At 30.2% G+C, this 16,743-nt stretch carries 18 protein-coding genes; 4 read left to right on the forward strand and 14 right to left on the reverse strand.

Features of this window, described 5'->3' with window-relative positions; all coding sequences use genetic code 11:
• Nucleotides 1–101: 101 nt before the first annotated feature.
• Nucleotides 102–539 carry a MarR family winged helix-turn-helix transcriptional regulator gene (locus tag I6U48_RS05625; RefSeq protein WP_218319430.1) on the reverse strand — a complete coding sequence of 146 codons (438 nt, stop codon included), beginning with the start codon at nucleotides 537–539 and terminating at the stop codon, nucleotides 102–104.
• A gap of 156 nt (nucleotides 540–695) precedes the next feature.
• Nucleotides 696–2,120: a MocR-like pyridoxine biosynthesis transcription factor PdxR gene (gene pdxR, locus I6U48_RS05630; protein WP_218319431.1), complete on the reverse strand. Its 1,425-nt coding sequence runs from the start codon at nucleotides 2,118–2,120 to the stop codon at nucleotides 696–698.
• 173 nt (nucleotides 2,121–2,293) lie between these two features.
• On the opposite strand from pdxR, the gene I6U48_RS05635 reads away from it, so the two are divergent.
• Nucleotides 2,294–2,665, forward strand: coding sequence for a pyridoxamine 5'-phosphate oxidase family protein (locus tag I6U48_RS05635; protein ID WP_218319432.1), 372 nt, complete (start codon nucleotides 2,294–2,296; stop codon nucleotides 2,663–2,665).
• Nucleotides 2,666–2,946: 281 nt separating this feature from the next.
• Here the strand turns inward: I6U48_RS05635 and I6U48_RS05640 are convergent, their stop codons facing one another.
• The 10 genes from I6U48_RS05640 to I6U48_RS05685 form a co-directional block, all read right to left on the reverse strand.
• Complete coding sequence (locus tag I6U48_RS05640; protein ID WP_218319433.1) at nucleotides 2,947–3,492, reverse strand: NADH peroxidase; 546 nt, start codon at nucleotides 3,490–3,492, stop codon at nucleotides 2,947–2,949.
• 128 nt (nucleotides 3,493–3,620) lie between these two features.
• On the reverse strand, nucleotides 3,621–5,012 hold the full coding sequence (locus I6U48_RS05645; protein WP_218319434.1) for a Na+/H+ antiporter NhaC family protein: 1,392 nt from the start codon (nucleotides 5,010–5,012) through the stop codon (nucleotides 3,621–3,623).
• Between the two features lie 36 nt (nucleotides 5,013–5,048).
• Entirely contained in the window at nucleotides 5,049–5,618 is a 570-nt protein-coding gene (locus I6U48_RS05650) for a TetR/AcrR family transcriptional regulator (protein ID WP_218319435.1), read from the reverse strand.
• 294 nt (nucleotides 5,619–5,912) lie between these two features.
• Nucleotides 5,913–6,404, reverse strand: coding sequence for a hypothetical protein (locus tag I6U48_RS05655; RefSeq protein ID WP_218319436.1), 492 nt, complete (start codon nucleotides 6,402–6,404; stop codon nucleotides 5,913–5,915).
• A 393-nt stretch (nucleotides 6,405–6,797) separates the two neighbouring features.
• Nucleotides 6,798–7,364 carry a hypothetical protein gene (locus I6U48_RS05660; protein WP_218319437.1) on the reverse strand — a complete coding sequence of 189 codons (567 nt, stop codon included), beginning with the start codon at nucleotides 7,362–7,364 and terminating at the stop codon, nucleotides 6,798–6,800.
• 96 nt (nucleotides 7,365–7,460) lie between these two features.
• Nucleotides 7,461–8,174, reverse strand: coding sequence for a serine/threonine-protein kinase (locus I6U48_RS05665; protein WP_218319438.1), 714 nt, complete (start codon nucleotides 8,172–8,174; stop codon nucleotides 7,461–7,463).
• Nucleotides 8,175–8,205: 31 nt separating this feature from the next.
• Nucleotides 8,206–8,433, reverse strand: coding sequence for a hypothetical protein (locus tag I6U48_RS05670; RefSeq protein WP_218319439.1), 228 nt, complete (start codon nucleotides 8,431–8,433; stop codon nucleotides 8,206–8,208).
• 90 nt (nucleotides 8,434–8,523) lie between these two features.
• Entirely contained in the window at nucleotides 8,524–9,156 is a 633-nt protein-coding gene (locus I6U48_RS05675) for a hypothetical protein (protein ID WP_218319440.1), read from the reverse strand.
• A gap of 124 nt (nucleotides 9,157–9,280) precedes the next feature.
• Nucleotides 9,281–9,772, reverse strand: a complete 492-nt coding sequence (locus tag I6U48_RS05680) for a sigma-70 family RNA polymerase sigma factor (protein ID WP_218319447.1) — start codon at nucleotides 9,770–9,772, stop codon at nucleotides 9,281–9,283.
• Nucleotides 9,773–10,129: 357 nt separating this feature from the next.
• Nucleotides 10,130–11,314, reverse strand: coding sequence for an FMN-binding protein (locus tag I6U48_RS05685; RefSeq protein ID WP_218319441.1), 1,185 nt, complete (start codon nucleotides 11,312–11,314; stop codon nucleotides 10,130–10,132).
• Between the two features lie 202 nt (nucleotides 11,315–11,516).
• Here I6U48_RS05685 and I6U48_RS05690 point away from each other — a divergent pair, with 202 nt between their 5' ends.
• The 3 genes from I6U48_RS05690 to I6U48_RS05700 all read left to right on the forward strand — a co-directional run bounded on the left by I6U48_RS05690 (nucleotide 11,517) and on the right by I6U48_RS05700 (nucleotide 14,312).
• A complete protein-coding gene (locus I6U48_RS05690; protein WP_218319442.1) occupies nucleotides 11,517–12,191 on the forward strand; it encodes a response regulator transcription factor in 675 nt (224 codons plus the stop codon).
• A 28-nt stretch (nucleotides 12,192–12,219) separates the two neighbouring features.
• The gene (locus I6U48_RS05695; RefSeq protein WP_218319443.1) at nucleotides 12,220–13,485 is read left to right on the forward strand and encodes a sensor histidine kinase; all 1,266 of its coding nucleotides are present in this window, start codon (nucleotides 12,220–12,222) and stop codon (nucleotides 13,483–13,485) included.
• A 326-nt stretch (nucleotides 13,486–13,811) separates the two neighbouring features.
• Complete coding sequence (locus I6U48_RS05700; protein ID WP_218319444.1) at nucleotides 13,812–14,312, forward strand: DUF2798 domain-containing protein; 501 nt, start codon at nucleotides 13,812–13,814, stop codon at nucleotides 14,310–14,312.
• 51 nt (nucleotides 14,313–14,363) lie between these two features.
• On the opposite strand, the gene I6U48_RS05705 is transcribed toward I6U48_RS05700, so the two are convergent.
• Both I6U48_RS05705 and I6U48_RS05710 read right to left on the reverse strand, forming a co-directional pair.
• Nucleotides 14,364–14,960, reverse strand: coding sequence for a hydrolase (locus I6U48_RS05705; protein ID WP_218319445.1), 597 nt, complete (start codon nucleotides 14,958–14,960; stop codon nucleotides 14,364–14,366).
• Between the two features lie 90 nt (nucleotides 14,961–15,050).
• Complete coding sequence (locus I6U48_RS05710; protein WP_218319446.1) at nucleotides 15,051–16,241, reverse strand: multidrug efflux MFS transporter; 1,191 nt, start codon at nucleotides 16,239–16,241, stop codon at nucleotides 15,051–15,053.
• Nucleotides 16,242–16,743: the final 502 nt, after the last annotated feature.

The raw sequence follows: 16,743 nt of genomic DNA on the forward strand, positions 1-16,743 counted from the left end.
CATACTTTAATTTTCAACCTTTTATCCTCCGCAATAAGTATTCTTAGAATTCATATTCTTAGAATTCTAAGTTTTTAGGTATAAGTTATTATATTAATAACTTATAAATTTCTATCTACTTTCAATAGCAAAGCTAACAACGTCTCTTTTTCTTGTTCCGTCAAGCTTGCAATAATATTTTCCTCTGACTCAACCACTGATTTATTAAAATCTTCTATTAATTCAGCACCTTTAGGCAATACATATATATATTTTTGTCTCTCATTCTCTTTAGGAATTCTTCTTTCTATATATCCTTTTTTCTCTAACCCTTGAAGCATACTTGTAATGCTTGCTTCTGTACGTTGAAATGCTCGTGCCAAATCTTTCTGAATAATGCCACTGTCTTGATGTTCATAAATATAACCTATTATGGATCCTTGTTGAGAATTTAATCCTAACTTTTTTACTTTTTCATCAGAACTAAGTTTCATTTTTATCGCAATACTTCTTATTAATTGTGAATATGGTGTTTGTATAGAATATTTAAAATTAGTCATTCAAATTCCTCCTAAAATAAACTTTGAATTCTAACTATTTATAGTTTAACAATTAGAACTCAAAGTGTCAATATCTATTTTTATATTTATAATATTTCTTTCATTCTCTTTCTCAATGTTTCTACGTTTGTAAATGGAAACTCTTGTTTCTAGGATTTACTTACTAAACCATGCTTTACTAAGTAAATTAATACCTTCAGCAATCTCACTGTCAGTCATTCCACCAAAACCAAGGAAAACCATATTATTAGGATATTTATCCTTGCGTAACCAATATGTAGATACAGGAGAGACTATAACACCATATTCTTTAGCTTTTTCTATTATCTCTTCTTCAGATAATCCATTATTTAATTCTAGCAAGATATGCAAACCTGCATTTTTACCATGAATAATAACATTGTCTCCCATAAATCTATGAATAGAGTGGATTAACGTATCATGTCTTCTTTTGTTTAGAAGAGATATTTTACGCAGATGACTATCCCAATGTCCTAAATGCATAAACTGTTGAATTATTTTTTGCTCAACTATTGGAACTGAGGTTTGGTAGCTACTAAAAAAATTATCATATATTTCTAGTAATGATTGGGGTAATACCATATAATTCAATCGCAAGCTTGGGGACAAAGACTTTGAAAAAGTACCAATATATATAACACAACCTTTTGAATCAATACCTTGTATTGAAGGTATTGGCCTTGAATTGTAACGAAGTTCACTATCATAATCATCTTCAATTATAATTCCATTTTCTCTTCTTGCCCAATCTAATAATTGCAATCTTTTTTGAATTGGCATCACTGATCCAGTCGGAAATTGATGTGAGGGGGTTACATATACTATATTTGTGGAACTATTTTCTAATTCAGTAATATTTATTCCATCCTTGTCTAAGCTAATTGGAACAACATCATATCCGTTATTATTAAAAATCTTTCTTGCACCAATGTAGCCAGGATCTTCTAAAGCTACTTTAGAAAAATTGTTTCTGAACATCTGGCATAGTAAACTTAAACACTGTTCAAAGCCTGAAGTAATAATAATCTGTTCTGAGGTACATGAGACACCCCTTGACTTATTTAAATAAGTCATTATTTCTATTCGTAATTCTTTTTCGCCTTTACTGCTAGTATAGAATGTCATAACCTCAGCATCTATAGAGGCCAAGCATTTATTTGATATCCTTCTCCATAAGCGCAAAGGAAAATCAGAAGCATTTAACTTTCCATATTTGAAATTATACTTACAATTATTATCAGAATTCATCTTAGGTAAAGTAGTTTTTTTATATTTCTCAATATTGACAGAGTTATCTAGCTTTAACTTAGTGAGCAGCATACTATCTAGTTTCTCAACTATGAATCCGCTGCCTGCTTTACTTGTGACATATCCTTCAGAAGAAAGTTGTAGATAAGCACTTTCTACTGTATTTCTACTGACATTTAATGTTGTTGCAAGCGTTCGTGTTGAATATAGCTTACTGCCTTCCAAAAGCTGTCCTGAAATTATTTCTTCTTTTAACTGCTCATAAATTTGCAAATATAGTGGGACTCTTGAATCGTTATCTAGAACAATCATTTTTTTTAACACTCCCTTTATGAACTGTATCCTATAAAATAAAATTAATTGGCACTTTTGATGATTACACATCGATTGTATAATTGTTTTATAGAAAAGTCAATGTGCACAAATTAAAACTTTTAAAAATATTAAAATAATTAAATTTGTAGAATTACAGAGGAGGAATTTAAATGTTAAATGAAAAATTGCTTGAAGTTATATCACATGAAGGTGTAGTAGCTATAGTATCTTGTAGTAACAACGAGGCGCATGTAGTTAATACTTGGCATTCATTTCTTAATGTTACTGAAGATGATAGGATATTATTACCTGCAGGAGGCATGAGAAGAACTCAAAAAAACATAGAAGCAAATAATAAAGTTAAAGTTACTTTAGGTTCCAAAGAAGTTATGGGACATCAATATCCTGGAACAGGATTTTTAATAGAAGGAACTGCAAAATTCCTTGTAGAGGGTTCCGACTTTGATATGATGAAGAAAAAATTTCCTTTTTTAAGTAGAGTATTAGAAATAACAGTTGCATCTGCTAAGCAAACATTATAGTTATAATATAACTCAATTTTTGAAAAGAGTACTTTATATTAGTGAAAAAACTAAAAAAGTGCTCTTTTATGTTATTCATTCTTTATCCCTCATTTTCAGAAAGTTTCCCACGAGTTTTCCCTTGAAATTTATCCAAAACCCTAAAAGCATAATTCTTATAGCATGTACCTTCGTTCCTCAATCCGTGTACTGCATACTAATCGTTGGTATATAAAAAAGCCCCTACAACCCTTTATTTACAAAGGGTTATAGGAGCTTTGTGAGCCACGAAAGTATATATCTTATTTAAAATATCTATTTAAAAGACCTTGGAAGGCACTTCCATGTCTTGCTTCATCTTTACACATTTCATGTACAGTGTCATGTATAGCATCTAAATTTAATTTTTTAGCTAAAGTAGCTAAATCCTTCTTTCCTTGAGTTGCTCCATGTTCTGCTTCTACTCTCATTTGAAGGTTTTTCTTAGTATCTGCTTCAACTACTTCTCCTAATAATTCAGCAAATTTTGCTGCATGTTCTGCTTCTTCAAAAGCTATTCTCTTATAAGCTTCTGCTACTTCTGGATATCCCTCTCTGTCAGCTTGCCTGCTCATAGCTAGGTACATACCAACTTCTGTACATTCACCTGTAAAATTTGCTCTTAAACCTTCTATTACCTCAGGATTAACACCTTTTGCTACTCCTATTTTGTGCTCATCAGCCCAAACAAATTGAGATTCTACTTTCTCAATAAACTTATCACTTCCAACTCCGCATGTTGGGCACTTTTCTGGTGCAGTCTCTCCTTCGTGTATATATCCACATACTGTACAAACAAATTTTTTCATTTAATATTCCTCCAATTCAAATTTAATTATTTATATCTTGTTTTTTTATTTTCTTATCTACATTTATTATTATATAATAATTATTATTTGTTTGCAAGAGTTTTTTTATAATTTTTAATTATTATTTGTTATACATTTTCAACATCTATTTTTTCTACATGTTTTCCACTTTTGAATTTATTCAGATAAGAAAATATAAATGTAATAATAGGCGATATATAGCATAACACTGCATAAGGGGCATATGCCACAGTAGGAATTCCTGTAGTTACAAAAATAAATAATGAATTTACATTCCATGGTATAAGTGGTGCAATAATTGTTCCAGTGTCTATTATTGTTCTAGCTAAAATAGAATTCTTAATTCCCAATTCCTTATACTTGTCGGCTAAAAATTTTCCAGGCACTATTATACCAACGCTCTGATCACTAACCGCTGTCAATACACTACTTATAAATCCCGTCTTCAAAACAAGTTCTTCATTTGATTTAATTTTTATTGTGATCCTTTTGATTATAGGCATTATAAGACCTGTTCCTTGAAATATACTGCTTAAACTGACTGCACCTGCTATTATAAGTAATACCGATATCATAGACACGATACCCCCACTAACTAAAACTGAGTTTAATTCAACAGAACTAGTTGTTGATCTATACCCATTAAGCATGGCAGCAATAACATCATTAAAGTTTGCTTTCTGTAAACCAATAGATACAATTATTCCAGCAATTAATGCTATAGATACTGATTTTATCATCTTCATTCCTAGAAATGACATAATTATAATGCTTATAGGCAAAAGTAATAATAATGGAGAAATAATAAAATTTCCATGAATGGCTGAAATGAAATTATCTACATGGGAATTCGCAAGAGCTACACTATATTTTTTACCTATGAAATAATACAGCAAACCCGATATAAAATAAGTTGGTAATAATGTCTTTAAAATGGATATTAAAGCTTCTTTATAATTTATTCTTATGCTTTCAAGTGTAAGATTAAAAAGACTTGATATTGGGGAACATTTATCTGCCATAAAAGCTCCCGAAACCACAGCTCCTAAAAGAATAAAGTTCGGAATTCCAAATATCTTTGCTAATCCCAGTAGCGCAATTCCTACACTACTTATAACTCCAAATGCTGTACCCATAAATATTGAAACTATGGATGTAAGAATAAAAGCAGCAAATAGAAAATTCACACCTTTCATATATTTAAGTCCATAGTATAGCATAGTTGGTACAACTCCTGAGGACACCCATACAGAAATCATGGCACCAATTAATGCTATTAAAATAAATAACGATTTACATTCACAAAGTCCCTGTTTTATCATATTAAATAATTCAATTATGGAAAATCCGCTTTTTATAAATAGACACGAGGCAACAATTATGCTTACTAGAAAACCGTAAAATAAGAATATTTTTAATATGACACAGCTAATAATTGAAATAAGTGTAAATATTAAAATAATATAAGTATATTTTTCAGAGATTTTATTTTCACTCATACAGAACCCCTCTCGCTAAATTAAACTTTCAGAAATTTATCCATTTAATAAACCCTTCCAATATATTTCCCAAGAGGCTTGAAATTTTTGATTAAATCTTTCAATCCCTCCATACATTAATGCCACTAATAGCCCATCTAACAAAGTCAAAAAAGAAAGAGTAACTATTTCGGCCCTTGCTGAAAAAGCTTTTGTATTTAAAAATAATTCATTTAGCAAGTTTTCAAGTTCTAAAAAATATAATGTAAAATCTTGAATAACTTCTTCTCTCAAATGAACCGGAGGCATATAAGCCATACGTAATACAAATTTCATATTACATTCCTCATTATTTATATATCGTTCTTTAAATTCCAGAATAAGATTCTCTAAATAATTCTTTAAGTCAGGCTGATGCTCATCAAAAAACTGATGTAAAAAATTTCTTTCTTCATTAACAACTTCATGCATAACTGTAAGAAACAGTTCATCTTTGCTTTTAAAATGAGAATAAATTGATTGTTTTTTAATCCCAACTTTCTGAGCAATGTCCGAAAGTGAAGTACCATCATACCCCTTCTCAGTAAAATTTGATAATGCAGCTTTTTTAATTTCTGTAATAGTCACTTAATCATCTCCCTTACGACCGTTCGTAAATTAATTATATGGTAACTATTAGGGAAAGTCAAGTTTGAATGCAATCTACATTATAAAAGTGTTGCAATAATTTAATATTGAGACTCCTTTTAAAAAAGAATTTTATCCATCGTAAATTTATAGTACATCAACATAATATTGATATTGCAACGCAAAAATACCGTAAAATTCAAGTTTCTGAACAATACGGCATCAAATAATTATTCTTTTTTATAATTGTTATGATAGGATCAGTAATAAAAGATCCCTATATTTATTCATAATCTAGCACATTACAATAATTTTATATGGCGTGGTTTGGGCTGGTATACTCATTGTAGTAAAACCATAGACAACAATTAGATTGTGATTTGCAGGATTTTTAGTAAAAGCTTGATCATTTTTAAGTATTATCTTAGTACATGGTGAAATATTTAATCTTAATTTATTATCACTGCTCACCAACTGTCTGTTAAAATAGTCTACTTTCACTTTTTGATATTGTGTATCTCTTACCATAACGATTGCTCTAAATTGAGGCGAAAAAATCATAGGAGTTGGTGCATTTGCATCATAAAATCCGGTTACCATATCTCCTACTCCCACCATTACATGATCTACAAAATAAGTATCTGGTGACACCACGAAATTTACTAAGTCTCCATATCTATTTTGTACAGACACTAATTTGTAACATCCTAATTCTTCTCCATTGGGCTGTACCCAAAAGTCATCAATCATAGTAATTTTACCATGAAAAGATTGAAAATTTATCATTTTTTCACTCCTATTTAAACCCCTATCCTATTATAATTATGCATTTCAAAAACATTGTGTTACATTTACTATAAAAAATATCAGTGACACTACTCTTATTTTTTGAATACCAGAACAAGATTTTCTATGTGCTGCTTATCATGGCTGGGCACATAATGCTGAATTATATGTGGCTACAACTTATGGAGATTGGTGCAATCTTATTAAAAAAGACATCCAAAAGAACAAATTGGTTATATTAAAAATAAAAAACCAACAGTTAGTTTTACACTACTAACTGTTGGTCGGCTGTACCAATAAACTTGAATTCTCAAGGTAACCAAAATAAAGAGAATTCTTCATAATTTCCAATTCTCATATTTTATTATATATTTAGACACCTATATAATACTACTAAATTTCATTAAATATATCTTCTACAAATTTCTCAAAGTTTTCTCTTTGAGTATGATTATTATCTTGATATATTTTTTTTGAAGTTACTATACTATTTAATTCATATCCATCTAATGAGCTCATTTCTTGAAATTCATTATTTTCATACAAATCTCTTAAAGTTTCACCTATTTTCAAAAGGCTTTCATAATGCATTCCATTAGAAAAGCCTCTAATCATCGAATTATTCGCATATTCCATTGGAAAAAATAAGGATTTAGCCAACCATCCCTCATCTGCCATTCCCATCCTTGTAGTGTTTGTCAATACAAAATTTAAATATTCTGTAAAGTCTGTGAAGGCTCCTGTACAGGTTTTTATCCCAACAATAGGATACCATAATCCCTTTATTTTTCCACTATTAGTTCCTGATGATCTAAAATATGCTAAAGTTACTCTTTCTATTCCATAAATATATTTAATACTTACATCTATCAATCCAATCATCCTAAAAGGTTTGACAGAATATAAATTAGCTCTGAAGCTTTCCGGGTACATTTTTAATATCTCTATTGAATTTGGCATAATAAATACCTCCTCAATTTAATCCTATGCTTATTATGAAATAAAACCATATGATATTAGAACTAAAATTCCTAATCATATGGTCTATCTCCAATATCAATTTGTATTTTTAATTTTTTCAAGTTGTTTCTTTACTTCTTCAATGCTTTCATAATTCCCTTCGATATTCATTAACTTTTTTAAAAAAGTTTCTTCTTCTGAATTTAAATCAAGTTCTTCATACCAGGGTTTATCTTCTGTATCGGTTACTTCATATGACGAATAATATAGATGAATTAAAAAATCACCTATAAACCAATAATCTATATCTTTTACATATCTTTTATTATCGATTATTCTGGCTAGTCCAAAATCAATCAAGGCTATATCTTTGCTTTCTTTCAATATTACATTAGGAAGCCTAATATCACGGTGCACTATTCCATTATTATGCAATATATCCACTAGCTCTAAAAGCTGCCATCCAATTCTGTAAATCTCTTCTTTATTAAATTCATATTTGTCTATGACTAATAAATCTTGAAATACTTTTCCTTCAATATATTCTAATATATAGCCTTCTCTATCTTCATCATTAAATTTTGATATAAATTTAGGAAACTTTGGATTGTTTAAAGCTTTCAATATCTTCTCTTCATAAAATAACTTTTCTCTAGTATCCTCAAGCATAGCTTGTTTCAATTGTTTTATCACGCATTTCTCATATTTGTCATTCACTGCCAAATACGCAATTCCATATCTGCCTTCACCTATTATTTTTAAAATGGAATATCCATTTATCTTTTCTCCAGTTTTATAATATCTATCCATATCTCTAATCTTACGCTTGTTTCAAATAAGGTTATCGACTATCTGATTCACTGTATGATTCACTATATGGTCTACTATATGATTGATTTGATCTACTTTGAGATTTACTTGAGTTACTTCTTGATCTACTTCTTGATTTACTCGAACTACTTCTTGATTTACTCGAACTACTTCTTGATTTGCTCGAATTACTTCCTGATTCACTGCTAACTTTGTAATGACTGTGACCATTATATGATTCATCAACATAATAACTCATACATAACCCCTCTTTTGTATTTTTTAAGATCGCTATGATCTATTTTTATAGTTATATACTATGGGTTACCTAAACATTATGTTACTTATTTTAGAAATTAATTGTATCTTTTCCATTATTGTATTCTATTTGTATTATTTCTTCTGATATAACAGATATATTATCTATGTTAAATTTATCTGGTAACACTTTAATAGTATTAATTTTAAATTTAACTGCATCTTCAGCTTCTTCTATTGTTTTATATTCTTTTATGGGATTCCCTCCAGTAACTACAGGAGACGCATTTGAATCCTCATTGCTAGTATCCTTAGGTACAGCTTCTTCTTGTGTTGTACCTTTGTCATTTTTTACATTATCTGAGTTTTTAACATTTTCATTTGCTTGGATATTAGTCTCTGAATTTCTTAATTTTCCTTCCTTTTTATCCGATGAATTTTCATTAGCTTGTAATTTGTTGTTGTCATTAGTATTTTCTTGTAACTTATTTTTAGGAGAATTAGTGTCTATATTATCATGTTGTTCTATATTTTGACGTTCTTGTACACTATTATTACTTTCTTCATTATGATTATTGTTGCTTTGTTCTTTATTATGCAAATCTTTATTTTTATCATATGCATTTTGAGATATTTGTTTTGGTAAACTTCTATTTTGTTGCATAAAATTTTTAGCAGCACTAAAACATATAACAACCAAAAAACAAGCTGCAGCAATTTGCATATGTATTTTTCTTAAATGATATTTTTTTCTTTTAATTTAGCTATTTTCATTGAGTACATTATTGAGTATTCTTTTCTTCATTTCTTCATTCATAACAATTTTATTCAATTCTTCTTTATACTTCTTACTCAAAATCATACTCCTCCTTTAATACTTCCTTTAGCAGATTCCTTCCTCTACTCAATAGTGATCGTACCGTTGATTCTTTCTTATGTAGTATAAATGCAATTTCTACAGTATTATAATTCTCATAATAATATAAATGAATAATTTCTCTGTATTTTAGGGGAAGTTTCATCACTTCATTAAGAACACTGTTATCTTCATATTCATCATAATACGGCATTTCTACTATCTCTGCACGTCTTTTAAACCATGAAGATTTTAACTTATTTTTGCATATATTTCTAGTAACACAAACAAGCCAATACCTTTTATAATCCTCACTATTAAAATTGTCTATACTTTTAAACAGCTGCACAAAAACTTCCTGTACAACATCTTCTGCATCATGTACATTTTTCATATATGAATATGAAAGTCTTAACAACATGTCACCATAATTATCTAAATCCTTTGAGATAATTTCATCTGCGCACAATGAAACCTCATTCATTATAAATATCATACTTTCATTTTGCAGCACAAGATTAAGTAATAAATGTATCCTGCTGCAAAGTTAACTTCATTATCAAGCGTATCATATTTTTTATTTAACAAATACTCTCATAACCCTTTAGAAGTTGCTAGAAAAACAAATTAGGCTGTCGTACTATAGAGAACAGCACCAGAAAGTTGACTTATGCGCAGGCAGATGTTTCCAAAGCTAAAAGCACATATAAAAATTTTTTAGTGAGTCTTAGCGAAACATTTTAGAAAATCTTAGGAGCATTTATATGGTAAACACATTCTCAACGGTACTATGCAAAAAGTTAGCACGAAAATAAAATTCATGCTAACTTACTTAAATAACTTATTTTCTTTTTCTATGTTGTTGCTCACCAGCTGCAGGCAGGTCATTTACAATATTCTTAACATTTTTACCTCCTGCATTTTGCAGCGCATTGGATACTGCTTCTTTTATGCCCATAGAGGAGTAAGTTGCCCCAGACACAGAATCTACCTCTACAGTTTGCTTGCTAATAATGCTAGAAACTACCGTGCTATAAGCCCTGTCAAACCATTTAGCATCATCGTTGGTTTCTATAACCTTTACTTCTGTAATTTGCTCATTTTTTACAGTTACTTCAACTGTCATCTGACCCCTAAAGCCATTACCTGTTCCTTTATATACTCCATCTGCTATACCTTTTCCATCTCCATATCCTAAAGCGGTTTCCCCAGCTATTACAGTGGAACTTACTGCAGAATTATTACTTGCAGATAGACTAAATAAAGAATCTGTATTTATACCTTTATACACCACAAACACAAATGCCACTGCAGCCAATGATACCATTACTTTTTTTAGTATTTTGTTAACTGGAACAACTCCAAGAGTTAAAGTATTTTTTACAGGACAGGCAGCAACACATTCCATACAGTTTATGCATTGCAGAGATCTAACCTGAGCATAAGAAGCCACATCAATATTCATCGGACAAGTCCTATTACATTTATTACATCCTACACAAGTATTACTATTTCTTATAATAGTAAAAGGTCTTATACTACCTAATACTCCAAACTTTGCACCTTCAATACAAAGATAGTTACAGAAAGGTCTTTCAAAGAACATTGAAATGCCAAGAAATATAAATATTATAATCCATCCTGTTATAGCAACTGTTCTATCTCCAAGGAAAGTTGTAAAATTTGCGCGAGGGTCTAAACTCAAAAGATTAAAAATAAAATCTGCAGTAATTAATATAGTAACAAGCAACAAAATATATCTTGAAAAAGCGAGAACCTTTTTTAGTTTTGCTGGCATTATATGTTTTTTTATACCTAATCTTCTTCCAATACTCGCAAAAATATCCTGTAATGTACCAAAAGGACAAATCCACCCACAAAACACAGGTCCCATAATAATAGTAGCTCCTAATAAAATTGAATTCACCATAGGATAATTAGTAAAAAGGCCTATAACAGTTAAAAAAATTCCTGTGCTTTGTACAGCATAACGTATATATCGCATATTTTTCATCTTTGTTTTCATATTTAATTCCTCCCAAATCTTTTACTATTGTAACTCTCACAAGCTCTGTCGTCTTAATCTTATTTTAAAGGTGTAACCTTAAATAAAACTTAAATGACTTTAGTTTTATTTAAGGTTTATGAGCTAAGTTCATTTAAGCTTTATTAAAGGTTTGTTATGATATAATTAGATAAATACATACAAATGTTGAGGTGAATATGAAATGAGAATTTTAATAGTAGAGGATGAACTTCCTTTAGCTGAGGCTTTAGCACAAATATTAAAGAAAAATAATTATGTTGTTGATACTGCAAATGATGGAGAAATTGGGCTGGATAATGCCTTAAGCGATATCTACGACTTAATAATTTTAGATATTATGCTTCCTAAAAGGGATGGTATAAGCATTCTTAAAGAAATTAGAAAAGCTGGGCTATCTACTCCTGTAATACTTTTAACTGCAAGAGGAGAAATTTCTGATAAAGTAATTGGTCTGGACAGCGGTGCAGATGATTATCTGGCAAAGCCTTTTGCAAGCGAAGAACTGCTTGCTCGTATAAGAGCACTGTCAAGACGAAAAGGTGAAGTGGTGCTGGATAACTCTCTAAAATTTGGAGACTTGCAGCTTAACACCTCTACCTTAAAGTTAACTAAGGAAGATAAAGAAATTAAGCTTATACTTAAGGAAGCAGAGCTTTTATCACTTCTTATTACAAGAAAAAACTTAGCTACTTCAAAAGAGCTGATAATTGAAAAGGTATGGGGGTTTGACTCTGAGGCAGAACATAACCATGTAGAAGTTTATATTTCTTTTTTAAGGAAAAAACTAAATTACTTAAACTCTAAGGTTACTATTAATACCTTAAGAGGAGTTGGCTATATATTAGAATCAAACTAATGCAAATTAAATAGAAGGAAGGTTAGATATGTTTAAACAACTTAGAAACAAATTTCTAATGTTAAATTTAATTATTATTTCTATTATGATGGTAATTTCTTTCACAAGCATATATCTAATTACCTATAGAAGTGTTCATAATGATATAACCCTTGAGATGAATAGATTATTAGAAGCCAAGGGAAAACCAAATAAAGAACCAAAAAGATCTAATATAAATGGCAGTAATTCTAATGATGAAAAACATTCTTTTGAACGTTCAGCTTCTTTTATATTGATAATGAATAATAACAATAATCTGTTAAGTCATTCATCCACCTTTGATATGAATGAAGAATTTTATAAAACAGCAAGTGAAAAGGCTTTAAATTTAAAAGCAGACAGAGGCAGCTTTGAGCTTGATGATACTTATTGGGAGTTCATGCGTAAACCATCTTCAGAGGAGTCAGTGTATAAATTGATATTTTTAGATGTGACAGATCGATATAATTATCTAACAAATCTGATTTATACTTTTGCAGCTGTAGCTTTTATAATGTTAATTGTCATTTTCTTTATAAGCAGATTTTTTGCTAATAAAGCTATAAAACCTATTAAAGAAACCTTTGACAAACAAGAGCAGTTTATCGCAGATGCCTCTCATGAATTAAAAACACCACTTGCTGTTATAAATACTAATACCGATGTACTTTTAGCAAACAGTGAAGATACTATAAGCAATCAATCCAAATGGATTTACTATATAAAATCCGAGGTTCATAGAATGACTAAGTTAACTAATGATTTACTGTATCTTGCTCAGGCGGATAATTCAGATATAAGGCTTATTTCTACTGATTTTAACTTAAGTGAAGCTGTAGAAAATATTATTTTAACCATGGAGGCTTCTATTTTTGAAAGTAACCTTCTACTGGATTATGATATTACTCCTGAGATTATTTGTCACGGAAACAGTGAGAAGCTTAAGCAAGTTGTAATGATTTTACTAGACAATGCTTTGAAATATACCAACTCTCACGGTAAGATTTCTCTAGAATTAAAAAAATATAATAATAAGGCTGTAATGACATTTTCCAATACAGGAAAAGGAATACCTGAAAATGATATAAAGCATATTTTTGACCGTTTTTACCGAATAGATAAATCCCGTTCTAAAAACAGCGGCGGCTATGGGCTAGGTCTTGCTATAGCAAAATCCATAGTTGAGCAGCACAAAGGCAGAATATATGCAAAAAGTATTATAAATACTATAACTACTTTTACCGTTGAACTGCCTCTTGCAGTGAATAGATAAAATAGGTCTGGCTTTTATAGGTATCGCTTTTGGAAGCAGTAGCTTGCATTTTAAATTACGAATAATTTATTTATTCCTTACTTTACTATATCTTTTAAGTCTGATGCATTTAAATCAGTATCAAATTTAACGTCTATAAGCCCGTGAACTTGAAAAAGGTACAAATGTTACTTTTACTATTCCTCTTGAATAATAATTTATATAAATGAAAAAAAATGATATAATAAATAAAACAACGAGTAGTGTGGATCACGTAAATCCAGTTGATTCCACTGCTCGTTGTTTTTTTGTTTTATAAATACAATGTCTAAAATTAGGAGGAAATTATGCCAAAAATAAAGTTTCAAGATTTTATTTTTGCCATTATAATGGTAATAACAATGGTTTATTGTATGACCTTATACAATATGGTGCTGGAATCCGAACTAAATTATTCTACTTTTCTGAATGCATTTTTTGATATGTGGTATGAAGCCATTGTAGCTTTTCTGGCTCAAAAATTTGTTGCAGGTCCCATAGTCAAAAAATTAGTCTTTCGATCATTAAAGCCAGGTGTCGATAAACCCATTTTTATTACTGTTGTTATTGCTGGTTTTACTGTATCCATGATGGCTCCTATGATGACACTATTTGTAACTATTTTGCATAATGGATTCGTTAAAAATGTGCCACTTCTTTGGTTGCCAAAACTAGCTCTCAACTTTCCATTTGCTTTATGTATTCAAATATTCTATATAGGACCGTTGGTACGTTTTATATTCCGTACTATATTTAAAAATCAACTTTCAACTGCAAACTCACCATTAAAGGCAGTGCAAGAAATGTAATTATCAGCGTATGCCTACTGGCATTATAGATAAAGAGAGAGAAATAATTCTCTATTTTAATGATGAAACTATTTCTTTTGTGGTTCTAATCTTACCAATTCTAGGAAAGATATATTTACAAACATACTCATGTTCTTCTTTTGTTACTGCTGTCATTGCATCTTCTACAAAAATTTGATTATAACCGTGCTGATATGCTTCTCTTGCTGTAGTGTCTACACCAATGTTAGTAGAAATCCCACCTAATATAATAGTATCAATTCCTCTACGTCTTAATTGTAAATCTAGATCAGTTCCGTAAAAAGCCCCCCATTGTCTCTTTGTAATAATATGGGCATTCTTAGTATCTGCTATTTCAGGTACTAAGTTATCCCATCCTTCTGGATATTTCATTCCAGAAGCTTTTAAATCTGTTTTTGGTCTAACCATATCTTTACCGTCTATAGTAGAAACTCTTACAAGAACTATAAAAGCTCCTTTTTCACTAAACGCATTAACTAACTTGCTTGCATTTTGAATAACTTCTTCACTTGTATAAGGTGAAGGAGAAATTTCTCTAGCTGTAATTCCATTTTGTAAGTCTATAAGTACAAGAGCGCTTTTTTCTGCATTAATAAATTCATTTTCATTTAATTTTAAATTTTCCATATTTATATCTCCTTTTTAATTTTATTTTTATAGAATTAATTATTTAATACTTTTCATAAAAATTAGTCATCCAACAATCTACTAATATTATTAATTTAAACTGAATTTTCTATAAACTCTAAAGTAAACCCAAATCGCATTTATAAATAACAATGCACTTGTGATAAAAAAGACGTATTGCATCCCTAATATTCCTGCAACCTGACCTCCTAAGACTGATCCTCCAAATACCCCCAAATATCCTGCCGACATGTTGAAACCAAATACTCTACCAGTAAGAGAGGACGGCGTAATCTTTTTTAATATGATATTGACAGATGGGTTAAGCCCTGCAGATGCTAGTCCTAATAAAAAACGAAGTCCCATTAACTGCCAAGTATTTTTTACAAAAGCTTGTGGTATAAAAATGATCACCGCACCTATAAGGCATGTTAACATTACTTTATGAGCTCCTATCTTATCTGAAAGTTTTCCAAGTCTTGGAGCCGCCATTATATTTGCAAGACCCGAAGCTGAAAATGTAAGTCCAGCTAAAAGTGCAATATGTGAACTATTATTAGATAGCTGCTTAACGTATACTGTTACAATTGGCTCTACGGAATATAATGCTACTGATAATATAAAAAAGGTCACAAACATTGTAACAGTTAAACTTTTTTCTGGAACAGTGCTCCATATCTCTTTGATAGTAAGTACCTTTTTATCTTCTCTAATAAAGGATTCTTTTACAAATAGAAGCGTTGTAATAAAGGAAACTAAAAGCAAAGCTCCTGTTATAAAAAATACACTTTGCAGGCCTAATATCTCATCTATAAAACCACCAATAGTTGGACCAAGCAAAGAACCTGCGATACTAGCTGTTGAAAGTGTACCTAAAGCATATCCTGCATGTTCTTTATCTGTTTGAGTTGCAATCAACGCAGTACAAGCTGTGCTATAGCCAGTAATTACACCTTGAAGTAATCTTAAACCTATAAGTACATACACGTTTGGTGCAAACCCCATGCAGCCTATTGTTATTGCCATACCAAGGCTTGCTCTAAGTATCATTGGCTTTCGACCATATTTATCAGCTGCGCTCCCCCAGATTGGTGAAAAAACAGCTGAAATTATAAATGTGATACCAAAAGCAATTCCTGAAATTTTTGTAATTGTTGCTGTGTCTTGAACTCCAAGATGTTGTATATAGAGCGGTAATACTGGGGCAATCTGACTCATTCCTATAGCTGCCACAAATATTCCAAACCAGCATACTATTAAATTTTTCTTCCACATTTTCATAAATATACTCCTTTCTTTTGTATAACTCAATAAGTAATAAGATTTTTTTAATAATAATTAATCTATAGACAGTGCCATCAATACATATAAATACGTAATAAAATATTAATAAATAACAAGGCAATGATGAAGTATATATTATTTATTCTTCCTAGTTCATTATTCCTTATCTTCAATTTGATTATAAACTATATTTTGTAGTTTGTAAACTACAAAATATAGTTTGATAAATATAGTTTATAATGTTAAACTACTGTTATAAACAAACAAGCCAGATACTTAACCTATACGCAGGTATAGGTTTCCAAAGCTGAAGGCACATATAAAAACTTTTTAGTCAATCTTAGCAAAGCATTTTAGAAAATCTTAGAAGTTTTTATATGTTTGAGGTACGAGTTTATAAAAGCTTCTTAGATTTTCAAAATGCTGAGCTTTAGATTGGCAAAAAGTTTTTATCGTGCCGAAGCTTGGAAACATGTACCGGAGTATAAGTTAAGTATCG

It is taken from the genome of Clostridium thailandense (genome assembly GCF_019207025.1).
GTDB lineage: Bacteria > Bacillota > Clostridia > Clostridiales > Clostridiaceae > Clostridium_AM > Clostridium_AM thailandense.